General features: G+C 59.9%; 17 protein-coding genes. 3 read left to right on the top strand and 14 right to left on the bottom strand.

What is annotated here, in order from left to right:
- Positions 1–12 precede the first annotated feature (12 nt).
- Complete coding sequence (gene fghA / locus NIM86_RS14595; RefSeq protein WP_253383218.1) at positions 13–843, bottom strand: S-formylglutathione hydrolase; 831 nt, start codon at positions 841–843, stop codon at positions 13–15.
- 8 nt (positions 844–851) lie between these two features.
- Positions 852–1964, bottom strand: coding sequence for an S-(hydroxymethyl)glutathione dehydrogenase/class III alcohol dehydrogenase (locus NIM86_RS14590; protein ID WP_253383216.1), 1113 nt, complete (start codon positions 1962–1964; stop codon positions 852–854).
- A 158-nt stretch (positions 1965–2122) separates the two neighbouring features.
- Between NIM86_RS14590 and NIM86_RS14585 the strand changes: the two genes are divergently transcribed.
- Positions 2123–2716 carry a hypothetical protein gene (locus NIM86_RS14585; RefSeq protein WP_253383214.1) on the top strand — a complete coding sequence of 198 codons (594 nt, stop codon included), beginning with the start codon at positions 2123–2125 and terminating at the stop codon, positions 2714–2716.
- A gap of 10 nt (positions 2717–2726) precedes the next feature.
- Here NIM86_RS14585 and NIM86_RS14580 read toward each other — a convergent pair whose 3' ends face one another.
- The gene (locus NIM86_RS14580) at positions 2727–3779 is read right to left on the bottom strand and encodes a quinoprotein relay system zinc metallohydrolase 2 (protein WP_253383212.1); all 1053 of its coding nucleotides are present in this window, start codon (positions 3777–3779) and stop codon (positions 2727–2729) included.
- Between the two features lie 153 nt (positions 3780–3932).
- On the opposite strand from NIM86_RS14580, the gene NIM86_RS14575 reads away from it, so the two are divergent.
- The gene (locus tag NIM86_RS14575) at positions 3933–4742 is read left to right on the top strand and encodes a quinoprotein dehydrogenase-associated SoxYZ-like carrier (RefSeq protein WP_253383210.1); all 810 of its coding nucleotides are present in this window, start codon (positions 3933–3935) and stop codon (positions 4740–4742) included.
- A 19-nt stretch (positions 4743–4761) separates the two neighbouring features.
- On the opposite strand, the gene NIM86_RS14570 is transcribed toward NIM86_RS14575, so the two are convergent.
- The 11 genes from NIM86_RS14570 to NIM86_RS14520 form a co-directional block, all read right to left on the bottom strand.
- Positions 4762–5049: a hypothetical protein gene (locus tag NIM86_RS14570; protein ID WP_371872913.1), complete on the bottom strand. Its 288-nt coding sequence runs from the start codon at positions 5047–5049 to the stop codon at positions 4762–4764.
- Between the two features lie 77 nt (positions 5050–5126).
- Positions 5127–5774 (bottom strand): hypothetical protein, encoded by a 648-nt coding sequence (locus NIM86_RS14565; RefSeq protein WP_253383207.1) that lies wholly within the window; start codon positions 5772–5774, stop codon positions 5127–5129.
- Positions 5775–5866: 92 nt separating this feature from the next.
- Positions 5867–8104: an ATP-binding protein gene (locus tag NIM86_RS14560; protein ID WP_253383205.1), complete on the bottom strand. Its 2238-nt coding sequence runs from the start codon at positions 8102–8104 to the stop codon at positions 5867–5869.
- Positions 8101–9270: an FIST N-terminal domain-containing protein gene (locus tag NIM86_RS14555; protein ID WP_253383203.1), complete on the bottom strand. Its 1170-nt coding sequence runs from the start codon at positions 9268–9270 to the stop codon at positions 8101–8103. Before NIM86_RS14555 ends, NIM86_RS14560 begins: the two co-directional genes overlap by 4 nt.
- A 37-nt stretch (positions 9271–9307) precedes the next feature.
- A complete protein-coding gene (locus NIM86_RS14550; RefSeq protein WP_253383201.1) occupies positions 9308–10000 on the bottom strand; it encodes a response regulator transcription factor in 693 nt (230 codons plus the stop codon).
- Between the two features lie 210 nt (positions 10001–10210).
- Positions 10211–10672, bottom strand: a complete 462-nt coding sequence (locus NIM86_RS14545) for an RES domain-containing protein (protein ID WP_253383200.1) — start codon at positions 10670–10672, stop codon at positions 10211–10213.
- 36 nt (positions 10673–10708) lie between these two features.
- Positions 10709–11140 (bottom strand): antitoxin Xre/MbcA/ParS toxin-binding domain-containing protein, encoded by a 432-nt coding sequence (locus NIM86_RS14540; protein ID WP_253383199.1) that lies wholly within the window; start codon positions 11138–11140, stop codon positions 10709–10711.
- Between the two features lie 114 nt (positions 11141–11254).
- Entirely contained in the window at positions 11255–12562 is a 1308-nt protein-coding gene (repC, locus tag NIM86_RS14535; protein ID WP_253383198.1) for a plasmid replication protein RepC, read from the bottom strand.
- 274 nt (positions 12563–12836) lie between these two features.
- Entirely contained in the window at positions 12837–13904 is a 1068-nt protein-coding gene (gene repB, locus NIM86_RS14530) for a plasmid partitioning protein RepB (RefSeq protein WP_253383197.1), read from the bottom strand.
- A gap of 81 nt (positions 13905–13985) precedes the next feature.
- Positions 13986–15227, bottom strand: coding sequence for a plasmid partitioning protein RepA (gene repA / locus NIM86_RS14525; RefSeq protein WP_253383267.1), 1242 nt, complete (start codon positions 15225–15227; stop codon positions 13986–13988).
- A 367-nt stretch (positions 15228–15594) separates the two neighbouring features.
- The gene (locus NIM86_RS14520) at positions 15595–16593 is read right to left on the bottom strand and encodes a substrate-binding domain-containing protein (RefSeq protein WP_253383196.1); all 999 of its coding nucleotides are present in this window, start codon (positions 16591–16593) and stop codon (positions 15595–15597) included.
- Positions 16594–17138: 545 nt separating this feature from the next.
- Between NIM86_RS14520 and NIM86_RS14515 the strand changes: the two genes are divergently transcribed.
- Positions 17139–18407: an ABC transporter substrate-binding protein gene (locus tag NIM86_RS14515; protein ID WP_253383266.1), complete on the top strand. Its 1269-nt coding sequence runs from the start codon at positions 17139–17141 to the stop codon at positions 18405–18407.
- Positions 18408–18565: the final 158 nt, after the last annotated feature.

Genomic DNA, 18565 nt, shown 5'->3' with positions numbered 1-18565 from the left:
ACCTTTCCTCCTCTATGCGGCCTTCAAACGTTCCGCGTGCCAGCGCACGTGGTCCGCGCCAAAACTGGCGACGAAAAAATAGCTGTGGTCGTAACCGGCCTGCATGCGCAGAATGCCAGGCTGGCGGCGTTCGACGATCAGAGAGGCCATGGCTTCCGGACGGAGCAGATCGAGAAACTGATCGGCCGATCCCTGGTCGATCAGAATATCTCCGTCCCAGCCGTGCTCGGCGAGCAGAAGGCAGGCATCGTGATTGGCCCAGTCCGCCTCGTCATCGCCGAGATAGGCCGAGAACTGCTTGCGTCCCCAGTCCGAGCGCGTCGGATTGACGATCGGCGCGAAGGCTGAGACCGAACGAAAGAGCTGAGGATTGCGAAATGCAATCGTCAGCGCGCCGTGCCCGCCCATAGAGTGCCCGGTTATGCCCCAGACGCCGCTGACCGGCAGTTCGTTTTTCAGGAGATCGGGCAGTTCGCCGATGATGTAGTCATACATCCTGAAATGCCTGCGCCATGGTTCACGGGTGGCGTTGACGTAAAAACCGGCGCCCTGGCCGAGATCGTAAGCATCGTCGTCCGCCACGCCTTCGCCGCGGGGCGACGTGTCCGGGAAGACCAGAGCAAGACCATGCTCGGCGGCATGGCTCTGCATTCCCGACTTGGTCATGGCGTTTTCATGCGTGCATGTCAGACCGGACAGATACCAGAGCATCGGAACGGGCCGTTCCTTCGCCTGCGGCGGCAGGAACACACCAAAGGTCATCTCGCCGTCGCATGCCTCCGACCTGTGCCGGTAGACCGACTGCACTCCGCCAAAACAGTTGCTCTGCGAAACGAGTTCCATGGCCTTGCTCAATAGACGACCACGGCGCGGATCGATTTGCCCTCATGCATCAGATCGAAACCCTCATTGATTTCATCGAGCGTCAGCTTGTGCGTGATCATGGGGTCGATCTCGATCTTGCCCTCCATGTACCAATCGACGATCTTGGGCACGTCCGTCCGGCCCCGCGCTCCGCCAAAGGCTGTGCCGCGCCAGCTACGGCCTGTGACGAGTTGAAACGGGCGTGTGGATATCTCAGCGCCGGCGGCCGCCACGCCAATGATGATGCTTTCGCCCCATCCTTTGTGAGCCGCTTCCAGCGCGGTACGCATGACGCCGGTATTGCCCGTCGCATCGAAGGTATAGTCGGCGCCGCCTTTGGTCAGGTCGACGAGATGGGCGACAAGATCCCCATCGACCTCGGATGGGTTGACGAAATCCGTCATGCCGAAGCGCTTGGCCATTTCCGCCTTGTCAGCGTTGAGGTCGACACCGACGATCTGGTCGGCGCCGGCAAGCCGAAGGCCCTGGATCACATTGAGACCGATGCCGCCGAGACCGAACACGATGGCCTTGCTGCCAATCTCGACTTTGGCCGTATTGATGACCGCGCCGATACCGGTGGTCACGCCGCAGCCGATGTAGCAGACGATATCGAACGGCGCGTCATCGCGGATTTTCGCCAGCGCGATTTCCGGCATCACGGTGAAATTCGAGAAGGTCGAACATCCCATGTAATGGTAGATCGGATCGCCATCGAGCGTCGTGAAACGCGACGTGCCATCCGGCATCAATCCCTGCCCCTGCGTGGAGCGGATCGCCTGACACAGATTGGTCTTGGGATTGAGGCAATATTCGCACTGGCGGCATTCGGGCGTATATAGCGGTATGACGTGATCGCCCGGCTTCACCGAGGTGACGCCGGGGCCGACCTCGACCACCACGCCCGCGCCTTCATGGCCAAGAATGGCTGGGAATATCCCTTCCGGATCGGCGCCGGACCGGGTGAATTCATCGGTATGGCACAGGCCTGTCGCCTTGATCTCCACGAGAACCTCGCCGGCCTTCGGGCCTTCGAGATTGACCTCTGTGATGACAAGCGGTTTTCCGGCTTCGACAGCCAGAGCAGCGCGTGTGCGCATAATGATTTCCTCCCGAATTCCCCTGCATTTCAGCAGGCGGGAGCGATTATATGAGGGCCCCAAAATCGGACAATTGCGACCTTAGTGTGTATATCCGACTGTGGCCGATTGCCGCCACGCGCTTATACTGGGGCGGTACTGATATCGGAGGAAACGGCATGAAAGCTACGCGCTTGACGTTCTGCCTGATGCTTCTGTCGACCCCGGCGATGGCGAATGATTTCTCCGATCCCGACTGGCCCTGCATTCAGCGAAAAGCGGCGAATTTGTCCGCCGGTATCATGTGGCCCCACCCGGTAGAAGATGGAGAATTGGACCAGGACGCGCGAGACCTCGTCGCCATTCTGTCGCTGCGCCGTGTCGATCTGGAGGAGGCCGAGAAACGCGTCGAAGCCTTCGTCCAGGCGCGTCCGGAAACCGACGCTCGATTGCTCGGCCGCATCTTTATCGGCGTTTTCGACAATCTGTCGGGACTGCGCAACCGCCTGATCGACGGCATTGCCAATTACGCTCAAAGCCAGGCATCGCTGTCAGTGAAGATCGATGAGGCGCGGGGCGAGATGGAAACCCAGCTTTCCGCCGAGCAGCCGGACTACGATCGCATGGACAGGCTGGAAGAGACCATCGACTGGAACGAGCGCATCTACAAGGATCGCCAGCGATCGCTGACCTATGTGTGCGAGACGCCGGTGCTTCTGGAAAAGCGCCTTTATGCCGTCGCCCAGATCCTGATGAAGTTCATGCCGCAGTAGTCCTGCGTCCCTACTCCCATTCCAGTTCGGTATAGGCGGCTGTTGCGTTTCGCGGATTGAAGAGATCGAAGAGGCGCCATTTGCCGGCTTCCGATTGGCCGACCGCCGAAACCGCTTCGCCTAGACCGAGGCCAGCCTCCAAAGCAGCGCGCGTATCGGCGGCGATAACCTCCAGATACTCCCTCTGCGGCTCCGCGCCATCGGGCCAGGTTAGGACCGGGCCGCCATGGCCGGGAACGACTTGCTTGGCCGGAAACGCCTTTAACGTCTCCATCAGACTGATCCATCCCAGCAGGGAGCCGTCCAGCGCCGGCGTGTGTTCGTCGAACACCAGATCGCCGGCGAAGAGGATGCCGGCTGTGGAATCATATACTGTCAGATCGGTGGCGGTATGAGCGGTCGGCCTCGGTTCAAGATCGAGAACTCTTCCGCCGAGATCGATGGTCTCCGGCGCAACAATCGCCCGGTCGGGGAGCACGACACGGCTGCCGATAAATCCCGGCGCGCCGATCAGCGTTGCGAAGTTGCGCTCATAGTCTTCGGCCCGGTCGGAAAGGGCGCGCGGCAGATTTTCATGGCCCAGAATTTCAGCTCCGGCCTCGCCCAGCACACCCGCGCCGAAGACATGGTCGGGATGCATATGTGTGAGTACCAGATGCGATATCGGCAGGGCGCTGCGTTCGCGAATGGCCAGATAGAGCTGCTCGCCGACCAGCCGAGATCCGCCGGCGTCGATGACGGCAATGCTCGTGTCTCCGACGACGAAAGCGATATTGGAGACGTCGCCGCCATTTGTCCGTGACGGATCCGCGACCGCGCCGCGATGGACGAATACGCCCGGCGACGCTTCTTCGAATTGCAAAGAGGATTGGGGTCTTGGCACACAGTATGCCTTTCCCGCGCCCTGGCGCACCTGCCAGTCGGTCGGGTGTGCGAGCACGGCCGTTTCACATGCCGCCTGCGTGTCCGACGCATATCCGGGCAACAACATCGTCCGGCACGCGGCATCGTCTTGTACGCCGCCTCCGGCCAGCATGCAGAGCGTCAAAAACGCTTCGAACACCGCCACCTCCGCTTTTATGGCTTCCGATCCTAGGCTGGACACGGTGAACCACCACACATCCGAAAGGCTCGGTTTTTCGGAATATTCGTTTCGTGCTATGCTTGGAGATGACTGTTGCTGTTAACCGGCGTTTCCGGGTGGAGGAGGAATTCCATGAAACAGCTACTGGCTCGCCTCGCCTTTCTCGCTTCCATCCTCGCCGCAAGCGGCGCTTGGGCCGAGCAGGCCAAAGACGATAATCCCCTGGCGGAAAGCGCCACATGGAACGACCTTCGAGGCGACATTGCCGGCGACGCGGCACTGGCCGACGGCGCACCGCTATTTACGGTGACGGCCCCCTATCGCGCCAACGATGCGGCGACGGTGCCAATTGTTATCGAGCAGACTGACGCGAATGCTGGCCGCATCGAAACGATCAAACTGGTCATCGATGAAAATCCGGCGCCGGTCGCCGCAGATATCCGTTTCGGCCCGGCTATGCATCCGTTGAAGTTCGAGACCAGAGTCCGCGTCAACCAGTACTCGAACGTCCGTGTTATCGCCGAAACGGCCAATAAAAGCTTCATGAACGGGCGATATGTGAAGGCGTCGGGCGGATGTTCCGCACCGGCGACGAAAGACCCGGAAGCCGCGCTTGCCGGGATGGGCGAGATGCGCCTGCGCCTGTTCGACGGTTCGAGCCGGCGCGGCGAAGCGCAGATCATGATCCGCCACCCCAACTATTCGGGACTGCAGCGCGACCAGATCACGCAATTGTTCATCAATGCCCATTTCATCAACGAAATCGAGGTCTATCAGGGAGACGAGCTATTGTTCGCGCTCGAAGGCGGCATATCGATTTCTGAAAATCCGGTGTTCCGCTTCGAATATGACGATAATGGCGCGCCCGCCTTTCGCATTCGGGCAGTCGACACCGAAGAAAACGTTTTCGAACAGACTTTGCCGAAGACGCCTCCCGCCTGAAGGCGGAAGGCTCATCTTTTCAGAAGCAGACCATCTCGGCTTCCGCCTGCGCGCGACGCATTTCGGCGACGATCTCGGTGGCCATATGCATCGTCTTGAAAGCTGACATCTTCTCGCCGGTGGCCAGTTGCAGCGACAGAACAGTCTCGGCCCGCTCATATTTTTCGTAAGGAAGGATCGAGGCGATCACATCGATCGAGCATGAGCAGCGCTGCAATGTCATCCGATCCTGGCCGTTTGTCGCCATGCAGCCGAACACGTAATCCGCCCGCGCTTCGGTCGGATAATCATTCAGCTTCGCCGCCATATCCGGCTCTTCCGCCGCATATCCGGGGGCAATTCCCGCCAGAAGAAATATGAAGAAAACAAACCCGCGAGAAACCATCACTGACGGCCCTTCTGCCCGGATATGAGCGTGATCGAGGATGAATATCCGGGTTGATCGCTACCCGCTTTCAGAGGCGCCGAGGCGACCAGCGAATAGTACCAGCCGGGTATTTCGTCAGACACGGTTACTGCCAGCGCGAGATCGGCGAAGCCGCCCATCTTGTCCCGCGCCTTATCGGCGCTGAACGGATGGAGAGTGACACGCTGGCCGTCAACCTCCCGATCGTTGTAGCTTAGCTTCACCGGGACGATCTCGGCTTCGCCGAGTAGCGCCTCCTTGATCCTGTTGCGGATATAGAAGGGGCTGCCTCCAGCCTGTGCGGCCATGTCGCGCACGGTCGTTTCCAGAAAGTACATGATAACGGGATTGCCGACCGACGCCGGAAAACTGCCGAGCTGTCGATGTTTGCCGCCATGCTCCAGCGTCAGCGTCGCTGTCTTCTCTGGCGTGATAGCCAGCGAGACCTTATCGCCACTCCCATCCTTCGGTGACGATGATCTGTCAGTCGCCTTAAAATATGTCAGCGCCTCGCCCAAGTGGATGTCGGACAAAACACCCTCACGGAACAGCAGATCATAGGTCTGCGCCGCCGCCATTGCGGGAACGACCCACATCAGCCCCAACAGGATGACAAGCACGCGCATCAGAACCTCCTTGCAGACCCCGTCGAGGCTAAGATGCGGCTTGCGCAGCTGTCACCTGCGACCTTGGTCGGTACATCGTATCCGCATCGGCTTCACGCCACCGCACGGCGAGTTTTCCAGTCCATCAACGCCCGCAGACGTGACAGGTTGACCGGCTTTTTGAGAACAGAGAACGATTCTGAGCGCCCCAGTTGCATCAAAGCCTTGGAACTGTTCGCCGTCACGACGATGGCCGGGATGTCCCCTCCCCAGGCTCCGCGCAGCGCTCGGATCGCTTTCGTCCCGGTGTCGTCGCCATCGAGTTGATAGTCCGCAAGGATGATGTCAGGCGGCGAGCCGATTTCCGCCATCAGTTCGAGGGCGCTTTCCGTGGACGCGCACGCCAGAACACTCGCTCCCCAACTGTCGAGCTTTTGCGCTGTGGCATGCAGGACGTTTTCGTCGTTCTCGATCACCATGACAATAAGATCCAGCGACCCGCGCGACGGAGCCATGTCTATCGCCGATGGCTCGGGTTTCGGATTCGACGTGGCGGATGGGCAGGCCAGAGGCATTTCAATGGAAAAAACCGAGCCGCGACCGGGTTCCGAAGACAGCGCGACCTTATGGCCGAGATGCCGGCATGCCCGTTCGACGATGGACAGGCCGAGCCCCATTCCACTTCCCGACCCGGTATCGCGAATACGGGTGAATTCGTCGAAGATGCGCGTCTGATTTTCCTCAGATATGCCGATGCCGGTGTCCCACACTTCCAGACGCAGATGATCGCCCGCAAGGCGGCAGCCGACGAGTACCCGTCCGGTTTCCGTGTATTCGATGGCGTTGACGGCCAGATTACGGATACAGCGCATCAGATAGCGCCGATCGGAAAGCACCCAGCGGCTAGACGGCACGAATGTGAGCCTGACGCCTTTCTCGGCAGCTACGGGTGACAGATCCTCTTCCAGCGCCCGCATCGGTTCCGCGAGGCTGAAAGAGGTAACGTTGAATTCCGCGCCAGCGCTATCGAGCCGCGAAATGTCGAGAAGCGCATGAAGCAGCGACTCGATGGACGTAAAGGATCGTCCCAACCGATCCACCGTATCCTTCACCCGCCCGTCCACGGCTTCCTTTAAGGACGAGATATAAAGCTTCGCCGCATTGATGGGTTGGAGCAGATCGTGGCTGGCCGCCGCCAGAAAGCGCGTTTTCGACACATGCGCCGCCTCGGCGGCCTCCTTGGCCTGACGCAGCGCATCTTCGGTCTTGGCCTGTTCGGCCGATTGAATCTGCAAACGCCTGTTCGCCTCGGTCAGTTCAGCGGTCCGTTCCCGAACGCGGCGCTCCAGCATTTCGGCCGCTTCGGTTTCCGCGGTCACGTCCATGACCGAGACGATAAACCCGTCATCGGGCAGCGAATGGATCTGCAAATCGAGGCTTATCCCGTCCCTGCGCCGAAAGCGCTCCTGCACGGTCTGCCCGCGCAACATCGCCTTGAACCAACCGGCGAAGGCCGGGCGACTGCCTTTACGAGCGAGCGTTTCGTGGCGTTCGATATGTTCGACGATGCGTTGCAGGCCGGAGCCTTTCTTCAGCAATCGCAGCGGCAGACCGAGAAGCTCGCCGAAACGTTCGTTCCGCACCAGCAATTCGCCACGCGAGGAAAAGGTGCATATGCCAAGTGACATGTGATCGAATGCGGCCTGCAGGAAATGGGCCTGATCCTCGATCAGCCGCTTCTTCTCCCTGCGGTTTTCACGCACGATGTCGGTGACTTCGGTCAGCAGCACGGCAATATTGTCGGAACTGGTCTGCCGGTAGGTTATCTGGAACCAGCGATCGCCTCGCAAAGCGATGACGAATGAGGAAAATCGCATCGCGCCCGGCTGGTCTGGCGCATTTCTGTTTCTGCTTCCATCCCGATCGATCACATATCGGCTGGCATCCACCGCCGCGAGATATTCGTCGAAGCCAAGTCCCGGCTGGATCAGCTTTTCGACATCGGGCAGCAATTGCTTGAAGAGCGTGTTCCAGACTTGCAGCCGTTCGTCCGTAAAGAGCGCGAAGCCGCCATCCATCGCGACCATGGCGTCGGCGAGATTTTTCTGAACCCTTTCCTGCGCCTGATAGGCAATCTCCAATTCGCCGGAGGCCCTGCCGAGCGTGTCGAGAGCCTCTTCCAGATCCTTGGTTTTCTCCCAGACCTCCGCCTGCAGGGCGATGGCGGACTGAAAGAGGGAATAGGCGCTTCCGCCAACATCGTGGCTGCGTTCCGCGCGGTTGATAAGAGCATCGATGATCCTCTTCTGCTTGACGACCTGGACATCGAGAGGTTCGTTCTCATCGATCACGGCATCACCTCCTCGCCCGGTCTGAAAAACGCCACGCCGACGAATGTCTGGTTCACATGAACGCCGAGATGCTGTTCTCCATAGGTATTGAACCCGACGACCCGGTGTCTGCGCAGGTGCTGCGACGCTTCTTCGTCCAGTCCCTTGTGGGTGATCTCCAGCTTGCGCAAATAGCAATCGAATCCGAGCACGAAATCGGCTTCTTCGCCGCGATCGTCGCATGCGGCAAGGCTGCTATCGAGCGTACGGATGATCTCCTTGCCACTGCCCAGCGTAAGCAGAAGCCCGTCATCGATAGCCGAAAGAAATGTCAGCCCGCCATTCTCGTGAATCTGCTGGATGCCGCGTACGTGGTAGAGATTTCGGTTGCGCACGAGGACCGGGTTTTCCGCAAAGACGATGGGCGATAAGTCTTCAAGCGGCACTTTGACGAGCCGGGCATATTCGGAGGCGGCGGGGGAGCCATTGATCTCCAGCACGAGACGCTCCTCCGGGATCGCTCGCGTGACGACCATGCGTTTGTCTGTCGGCTGGAAATGATCGAAGCCGAGGCCCCGATAGGAAAGGTCCGTCTCGATCAACAGCAAGAGCGCCGCGTTGGTGTGGAACTGGCCATCATGCAGCACGAAGGTGCGCTCGAACGCCAACCCATCGCCCGCCGAGCCGCCGAAGACGGGAATATCCTTCAGCCCCGTCTCCAGCGCGGCCACCAGAAGATCTTCCTGTTTCGACAATCCGTCGGTGAAGACAAGCGCCAGGCGCTTGCGTCCCGGTGTGACTCCGAACCGCTCGACGAGGCGCTCGGTCTGGGAAACGACATCGGCAATCGACACCGGCGAGACCGGCTTGAACAGCTTGGACGCCACGCGGAAATGATCCCGCCGAAAAGCAATCGCGACCAGCGCTTCGCCTTCATAGCCATGCGACGTGATCTGACCGGCGGTCGTGCAGCCGAACACCGTTGTGCCCGGAAGCATTTGCGGGAGCGTTTTCGAAAGCTCGTCCAGCGCCAGTGTGCTTGGCACGAAGAGAAGAACGAAACTCGGTTTTGCGCCGCCGATCTGCTCAACGATGTCCTTCAGCGCGCCATGCGCATCGGTCAGGCGTGATGTTCCGATTGCTATCGTCTCCGGCGGTTTGCAATCCAGGTCCCGTCCGGAAATCATTTCGTCGCCCCCTGAACCCATCACGCGCCGGATCACCTCATTGCAGGCTGTGCCGAATCGTCACTTCACGGACAAGAAGGGCGGCCTGGGTCCGGTTTCGCACGCCGAGCCTTCGCAACAGCGCCGTGATATGCGCCTTCACCGTCGCCTCGGCCAATTGCATTTCATAGGCGATCAGCTTATTCGGCTTGCCCTCGCAGATCAGGCCGAGAATCCGGGTCTGCTGCTGGGAAAGATGAGCGATCTTGCGGGAGATGTCCTCCATCGAGCGATCTTCCGGCTGGTTCGGCGCCGAAGGGCTGCTGTAGCCAGGCGGCAGGTATATCTTGCCTTCCCAGATGTCCATCATCGCGTCCTGGAACGTCCGGCGGTCGACATCCTTCGGGATAAAGCCCGCCGCGCCCGCTTCCATCACCATCTGCACGACACTTTCGGAGGCAATGGCCGAGGTCACGATCACCGGCACATCGGGTATCTTCTCTTTGATCTTGATGAACCCGCTCAGGCCCGACACGTCGGGAAGGTTCAGATCGAGCATGACCAGATCGGGCGTATAGCGCGCCCGCAACTGTTGCAGCGCATCGCCCAGACAGGTCGCCATCCGGATCTTCTTGGTGCTGAAAATACTTTCGATCGTCGTCGCCAACGCATCGCAATATAGCGGATGATCATCGACGACGAGCGCGGATTTGATCGATAGTTGATGGCCGGACGTTTCCGCCTGCGACATGATTACCCTCCTCCCAAAGGTCATCATGAGTGAGTACCTAAGAAAACGTGGCCGTGTGGATTGCGCCCTAAATCATAGGACGCGAGCAAAACGCGGCGCACTTCTCTCTAAAGGGGCACACAGACATCCAATGTCCCAACTCTGCCTCCAACTGTCAACGGCAGTCTGAGAGATGTTCGTGTCACAGGCCGACCGGCTTCACTTCTGCCGTCACAGAAGGCGGGGGTCGAAGCGGAAAGGCGTGACGCTTTCGATCGTCAGCTCCCCTGCCCTTCGATGGTTATGATTGACCACGAAATTGCGGTCGAGCGCCCCCGCTACGGCGATTATGGCGGATGGCACGCTCAGAAGCGGGCTCTGCCGCGCCTCGTGCCATTCATCGCCCAAGTTCTGCGTCAGCGCCTCGCGCTCTTCCCAGTCCGAGGGCAAATCGTCCGGTTCGACCCGCTGCACCGGCCAGTCGTCCGGCGCATTGTAGGTGACGATGTCGAGATCGGGCAGCAGCGCCGGATCTTCGACATGGACCAGCTTTTCCAGAAGGCAGAGCGATGGCACGCTCGCCATATAGGTCACCGCATGGCCGACCGTGTTCCAACGCCCATCGAACAGCAGGCCATAGCCGCCATCGAGCGCGCGGGAGTGAGCCGCGATGGACAAACGGTAGAGCTTCACGAGAACATCGACACCCGCTGTTCGTCGCCTTATTCGTTACGCTGCCGCGCCAAAAGCGAGCTTGGCGAGAAGCGTTTCGACCAGTCTCGCACCCGTTTCCGTCCGGACCAGCGTCAGCGGCGCCTTGTCGGACAACTGACGCAGCGGTCGGCGGAGCCAGGCGCTTGCCCTCTCCTCATCGCCGAAGGTCTCGATGGCCTGCGCCTGCACACGGGCAAGCCGCACCGCGCGGTCGCTTTCTTCCACCGTCAGCGGCTCGGCCTTGGCCGCGCGATGGCGACGTGTGCGGGCCGGGATGACCAGAATATCGATTTCACGCTCGGAAAATCCCGCTTTGCTGATCCCCGCCAATGTTTCCAGAGGAAGACGACCCAGCACCGCCGTCGCCAGATCGGCCTGCGAACGAAGGGGCCGGCCCAAGACCGTTTGCCCGCCCAATGTCTGTGTTACACGCTCCAGAACACTCATCGATTTGTCTCCAGTCGATCCGGCCAATCATAACGACACAAACCGGACATGCGGCAATGTGCCGATAATATAGGCGGCAAAATGCCGAAACACAAGGAACGTTCCGGCATTCCGCTAGCATCGCCGGTTCTTGAGAGCTTCGAGCATCGGCATAACCGAGAATTGTCCCTGTTCCGCCTTGCGGGTCAATTCGCGCAGATAACCGCCGGCGCTACGAATTTCATCGGCGCGTTCCAGAATGGCAGCCAATACGATAGCGGCCTGTTTCTCGCCCATGATCGACCGAGCCTGACGCCAGGCATCGGGCGAAATACCGAGGAAGCCGCGCACCAGCGCCGCAGTTCGTATAAATTCGGTCCAATCAGCCATTGGGCTGGCGGCATAATCGGAAATGGCCCGGCAGCGCGTCAAGACAAAGGACAGAGGAAGTGACTGCACCTGCCTTTGTTCCGGGCTTTCCAAGTTTGGTCTATTACTATGCGCATCGGCTCGAACCCTTTCTGGGTCCATGCCAGGCGAATAGGTTGAACCGACCTGAACAGCGGTTTGCGCACTGATTTTTTCACGGCCGCTTTTTTCAAAATGGGAATCGGATTTTGAATTTTGATAGTGGCGCTCATTATCATGTTCATTGGCGCTCATTTCTTTTTCAGTAAGACTGTTGAGCCAAGCCTGTTCCACCTCTGCCGTGAAACGCGAGAGGGCCTGCCGGCGCGTCTCTACCTCATCAATGCCGGCGCGGCGCGGCAATGGCTGCGACAGGGTGGAGAACGCGTCCGCGAGGCGATCCCACGGCCCTGCCCTGCCCTCGGACAATGCCAGACTAATCAGATTGGAGCAGTCACGAAGCATCAGGCTCACAGCCTCACGCGCAGCCCGGATAGCGAGATCATGCGCCTGAGCCGCTTCGGCCGCCTCGTAGATGGCCCCTGCCCTGCTCGCGAACGGCGACAAATCGAAGCCGAAGGCGTCCGATCCGCCCGCTTTGTCGCGCCGCCGATAACGCTTTCCGTTCGGCGAATCCTTGCGAAGGATCATTCCTGCGCCAATCAAACCGGCAATGTGCCGCCGTAATGTGGCGGGCGCCATGCCGCCGCAGCGTAGCGAGAGCTCCTTGTTGGAAGGAAAAACGATTGTCGGCGCGTCGCCGTCGATCGTCCGTTCCGGGTAGAAGGAGAGCAGCGCCGACAGTACTGTCAATGTGCGATCCGACAGGCCAAATGCGCTTCTTGCCTCTGTCAGGGCGCGAAGAAGAGCGAATTTATCGGCGCGGGATGGATTGTTACCGTCGCCGCGATCATCGGAGGGATCTATCTGGGACCGGCTGCTGCGCCCTGCGCGGTGGGCCGCCGCAGCATTGATCTGGGCAAGCGCCGCCGGTCCACTGGCGGCGAAGGGCGTCAGAGGTTCATAGTTCGGCATGTTCGTTCATACGCCCGGCAAACGGCACGACCTACCCTGCCCCATAGATTGTCATCTATGGGTTGACAGACACGGCCGAACCTGATTCTTTCTGAATGCTACTTCGAAGGTCCTCTGGAACGGCTTCCGTTCTGGGGGGCTTTTGTTTTTAGGCCCCTGGCAATAACGCTACCTTTTGCGTTCGCGCATCCTTTCCCCTGTCTGGTTTTCATTCATCGTCGTTCACGCCACACTCCTGCCCGATGCAAACACTTGGCAGGATTGAAGAAAATCGTTACCGCCCTCCCCTTTCCTCACGGAACCGGGCTACGAGTTCCGGCAGGCGTTCCGCCAGATAATCGGCAAAACCGCTGGCCGCTGCGCCCGGCAACGCCAGGCGCGCGCTATCGCCCTGCAGAGAGAGCGTACCGATCGCCAAACCATCGGGTCCGGCGATACGACGCGCTTCGCCTTTGCGCTTGGCCGGTTTGCCGCTGAGCCGATCGGACAGAAGCGAAAAGCGCCCGTCGCTATCGGCCGCAAGAAAGCGATCCCGGCCAATCTCGTCCTCGGCCTTCTCGATCGCGCCCTTTTTCTGGAGCAACTCACCGAGCGCCATCCAGCGCGGCCGACCGACTTTCGGCGCGGGACCGATGGCGACGGCAAAACGACGCGGCACTGTGTTGGCGACGGATAGAAGGCGGCTCATTTCGGTCTTGTCGATACCGAGCGCCTGCATGGCGGTTGCCCGGTCGAACCCGGCCGCGATAATCGCATCGGCGAAAAATGCCCGCTCGATGAAGGAAAGATCGCGCCGCTCGGCATTTTCCTTGCCCTGCGCCAGGATCAACTCGGCGTCGTCGAGTGGTTTGACGACGGCGCGCACAGAAAGGCTGTGACGTTGCGCGGCATGAACGCGGCGATGCCCGAAGGCCACCTGATAGCGTGACGGCTTGTCCGGATGGGGGCGAAGCAGAACCGGCACCTGCTGTCCAACCGTCGCTATGGAAGCGGCGAGGGCGTCGAAATCGGGATCGCCATCCTCCGCATCGCTCATCCTGTCGCGCCAGGGCGAAGGATCGATCAACGCCGGGTCGATATCATGGACACGCTCGGCTCGCGCCAGTTCCTTCTCCAGCTCATCGGCGCGGCGCGAGGCATCGGATAGACCGCCAAGAGAAAGCCCCATCGCACGCACCGCACCGGAGGGCATTCGAATCGCACCACTTTTTGTTTCGAGCGCTTCAGGCGACCGCGTTTTAACCGGCTCTGAAGGCGTATTTGCCGCATCGTTGCTCGGCTCATTGGGCGCCGGCTCCGCCGTTCCGAACAGATGCGCCAGTTCTTTGCGCCGCTTACTCATTGGACGAGCCTCTCCGGTCGATCAGCCCGAAGATTGCCGTGAGTCGGGAAGGGCGGGGATAAGAGGTTCCGAAAGACCAAATCATCGGCTGCCGCCTCCCTCGCGCGAACGGTCCGAGCGCCCCCAGCCAGCGCGGATCAACCCTTCGATCTCGCTGTTGACAGCTGTCAACGCTTCCATGGCCCGGTCGTAAGTGGCGCGGTTGAAGTTCTCGCGGCCGACTTCGTAAAGCGTCTGCTTTGTCAGGCCCGCATCGGAAATAGCCGTCGACTTGACCATCGGCGCAGTGAGTACGCGCTCGCCGAGCTGGCTGCGCAGGAAGGCCGTGATTTGGGTTTGCGGCCCGTCATTCGGTTCATAGCGCGTGACGAGATAGCGCATGAAAGAGAAGTCCAATCGCGCACCCGCCTCTCGGACCACCGCCAAAAGGTCGGAGGTCATCAGCAGGAACTGACTCATCGAGGCAATGTCCAGCATTTGCGGATGGACGGTAACGATAACGCTCGTCGCCGCGCAGAGCGCACTGAGTGTGAGGTAGCCGAGTTGTGGCGGACAATCGAGCACCACGACATCGTAGTCATCGGCAACCGAACCAAGCGCGGATTGCAGGCGTGCGAAGAAGAGGGGGCCATCTTCGCGGTCGCGCCCGCTTGTCAGATGCCGGGGCGTCGTGTGCTCGAATTCCTGAAGCTCCAGATTGCCTGGCACCAGATCCAGGCCATCGAAATAGGTCGGCTGTATGATATCGCGGAGGGGTCGCCGCTCCTCATCGTATCGTATCGCGCCATAAAGCGTATCGTTGCCGGAAAGATCGATTTCCGGCTGATAGCCGAACAACGCGCTCATCGACGCCTGAGGATCGAGATCGACGGCAAGAACGCGATAACCGGCGAGCGCGAGATATTGCGCCAGATGGGTCGAGGTCGTGGTCTTGCCGGAGCCGCCCTTGAAATTCGTAACGGCGATTACCTGAAGCGGCTCGCCCGCCGCCGGATCACGCCATGGCAGATAGGTACGCGCTTTCGGCCCGCCGCCTTCCGCCAGAAAACGCCGCATCGCATTGATGTCCGTCAACGTATAGAGACGGCGGCCGCCGGGTCCGGTTTCCGGCTGCGGACCTTCGCCATTGATCGACAATTGCCGCAAATAAGAATCGGAAACGCCGATCAATCGCGCCGCTTCGCCGCTGGTGAAAGCGCGCAGTGTTTTGCGGCTGGTTGGCGGAAACAGCCGATGGCGCATCATGGAAAGCTGTTCCGACAACAGCGCCGCGTCCGCCGCGATCTGCTCGTCGGCAGGGGGGAGGGGAGAGGCATCGCTCATTTCGTCGGCGCCGTCCAAGGCGGGTTGCGCGATATGCGCCATCTGCGTCTTCCCTCCGACCAAGCCACTTCACGGCTCGTCTGTTGTCGCCTCTGGCCAGCAGTTGACAGCTGCCAACTCCTCTTGCCAACATTCGATTTGTGACGATCATGGCGACAACATCGATTGACGGCTAACGGCAGCAATTCCGCTTCATCCAACCAGTTCCGCCTGATCGAGATACTAACGCCTACACGACCACAACACGATAAAAACCGTTAATGAGTGTCGATGCGCGACCGAGTCGTGTCAAGCGAAATAGGGTTAACGGAATTTTACCACTGTGAAACAGCCCGCCGAGCGCGGAAAACAGCATTTATTGGCGCCGTCACATATTCTCTTTCAGAATGATCTCGATGCGAATCCGCTCCTGCGAGGCGATCGGATCGCGATTCTCTATACGTGCGCGCATAATGCGAATGGCGCTCCTGACGGCGTGGCCAGGGTCCTGAGCAATAAGCGCCGCGATCCGGCCATCGGACAACGCCGCTTCTGTAAATGGCGTTCGCTCGTGGACGATGGTGACGAGATCCTGCCCATGGGCGACCGATTGCAGGGCGGTCAGCGCCAGTTCGGCGTCGAGGCTGCCAACATAAACGGCGACGATATCGTCCTGGTGGCCGAACAGATGCTCCAGCACCCGCTTGGCGCGGCTGGGATCGCTATAGGTCTCCACCGATGGCAGAACCTGCAGGTTAGGAAAGCTTCTGCGGATGGTGTCGTCTAGTCCGAGGCGGCGCTGGATCGTATCCAGCGAGCGCATTGTATCGGCGATGACGACGACCTTGCCCTCCACACCGCGCAGGAACCGGCCGATCAGACGACCGGCCACACTTCCCGCCGCATAGTTGTCCACACCGATGAAATCGAGTGACAGATCGACCTGCCCGGCAAGGAACTGCACGACCTCGATGCCGCGCTCGGATAGCCGGCCCATGGCATCGCGTACCTGCGGCGATTCCGGCGCCATGATCGCGATGCCGTCAACTTCGTCCGCGGCCAGGCCGCCGAGATACCGTGCGACGGCATGGGGATCGTCCATTGGCAGTCGAACCACATGCGCGCCCACAAGCTCGGTTTTCAAGGATCGGTCGGCATCGCCAACCTGTTTTTCCAGCTCGCGAATATATTGCGTATCGGACGAGGGGAGGGCGAAGCAAAAACGATAGATGCGGTTCTTGGCTAGATTGACAGCAGCCAGATTGCGCACGAAGCCCAGCTTCTCGACAGCTTCATTTACTTTTTCGATCGTCTTGCGGCTGACATTTGGCCGCTCGTTCAGCACGCGGTCGACGGTCGCCAGGCTGACGCCCGCCGCTTTTGCCACATCTTTTGTCGTCGGCCGCTCCACCACGTCCGCTCTTAGCGCGTGAAAACGGGGGAGGGGAGGCGCAATCGCCCGGCATGGGCGTCTGATACACAGAAATCCGCATCCGGCAATTTCGTCGTGCTCGACAGGCATCGCGAATTCGAACTGTATTGCTTCAGCAGAAGCATGACGTTGTTTTTGAAGGCCATTTCTATTCTAGGCACCCGCATAAATTGGCAGCGATCTCAATTCGCGATGGCCTGTCTTCTGCCTGCAGAAAAAAAGATTTGCAAGAAATTGAGGTGCGCACGTCAAAAAAAGCTTGAATTGAGGTGCGTACCTCAATATGACAGATTGTGAACGGGAGGAGGACGTCACTCGCAGGAGGCGAGGGCGCCATTTCCAAAGATCGATGATCTGGTCGGCAAGTCAGCCGGCCAATGCGTGATCGGAACCGTTCGACGCAATCGCTCCGGCTCGGGCCGGGCAATATGGGAGGTGACCCGATGAAATTGAAATTCGCGCAAACCGCTGCAAGCGCCGCAATCCTTGCCGGCATCGGCATGGCCGGACAGGCTCAGGCTGCCGATCTGACGCTGTGCTGGGCGGCATGGGACCCGGCAAACGCGCTGGTGGAACTGTCCAAGGACTTCGAAAAGGAGTCCGGGCACAATATGAGCTTTGAATTCGTGCCATGGCCGAATTTCGCCGACCGCATGCTGAATGAACTGAATTCCGGCGGTCAGCTTTGCGACCTCCTGATCGGCGACAGTCAGTGGATCGGCGGCGCCGCGGAAAACGGGCAATACGTCAAGCTGAATGACTTCTTCGAGCAGGAAGGCATCAGCATGGACGATTTCATCCCCGCCACTGTCGCCGGTTACTCGGAATGGCCGAAGGGTACGCCGAACTATTGGGCGCTGCCGGCCTTTGGCGATGTCGTCGGCTGGACCTACCGCAAGGACTGGTTCGAACGACCGGAACTTCGCCAAGAGTTTCAGGAAAAGTACGGCCGCGAACTGGCTGTGCCAAAGACGCTGGACGAGTTGAAAGACATTGCCGAATTCTTCCAGAACCGCGAAATCGACGGCAAGACGGTTTACGGCGCGGCGATCTATACCGAGCGCGGCTCCGAGGGCATCACGATGGGTGTCACCAACGCGCTTTATAATTACGGCTTTGAATACGCCAACCCCGACAAGCCCTACGAACTGGAAGGCTTCGTCAATTCCGCCGAGGCGGCCAAAGGTCTGGAGTTCTACAAAGAGCTCTACGATTGCTGCACGCCGCCCGGCTCGTCCGATTGGTATATGTCGGAAGACATCGATGCTTACAAATCGGGCCAGGTCGCCCTGCAGATGAACTTCGCCTTCATCTGGCCGGGCGTGAATGCCGACCCGAATGTCGGCGGCGACAAATCCGGCTATTTCGCCAATCCGGAAGGACCGGGCGGTCATTTCGCCCAGCTTGGCGGGCAGGGCATCTCGGTGGTCGCCAATTCGGCGAACAAGGACGCGGCGCTCGAATACATCAAATGGTTCGCGCAGCCCGAGGTCCAGAAGCGCTGGTGGCAGCTCGGCGGCTATTCGGCCCTGAAGGCCGTGGTCGAAGACCCAGGTTTCGCCGACAGCCAGCCCTACGCCCAGACCTTCCTGGACTCCATGGCGATCGTGAAGGACTTCTGGGCAGAGCCGGCCTATGCGTCTCTTCTGCTGGCCATGCAGGATCACGTTCACGACTATGTGATCGCCGGCAACGGCACGGCGCAGGAAGCGCTGGACAAGCTGGTCGAGGACTGGACCGAAATCTTCGAGGATGAAGGCAAGCTGTAAAGCCGCCTCGTTTTCCACGGCCGGGCCGGCCCGTCAGGGTCGGTTCTGCCGACAGCTTCCGTCCGGTAAGATGCATCCTCCCATTTTACCGCCGGAGCTTCGGGCGGGGCGCGCCGAGCGCCGTCCCGCCCGCAATCGATAACAACACAGACCCAAGG

The sequence above is a fragment of the Notoacmeibacter sp. MSK16QG-6 genome, from assembly GCF_024158145.1.
GTDB lineage: Bacteria > Pseudomonadota > Alphaproteobacteria > Rhizobiales > Rhizobiaceae > Notoacmeibacter.
Note: the sequence above shows the minus strand (reverse complement) of the source record. Positions and strands in the feature narration are given on the sequence as shown.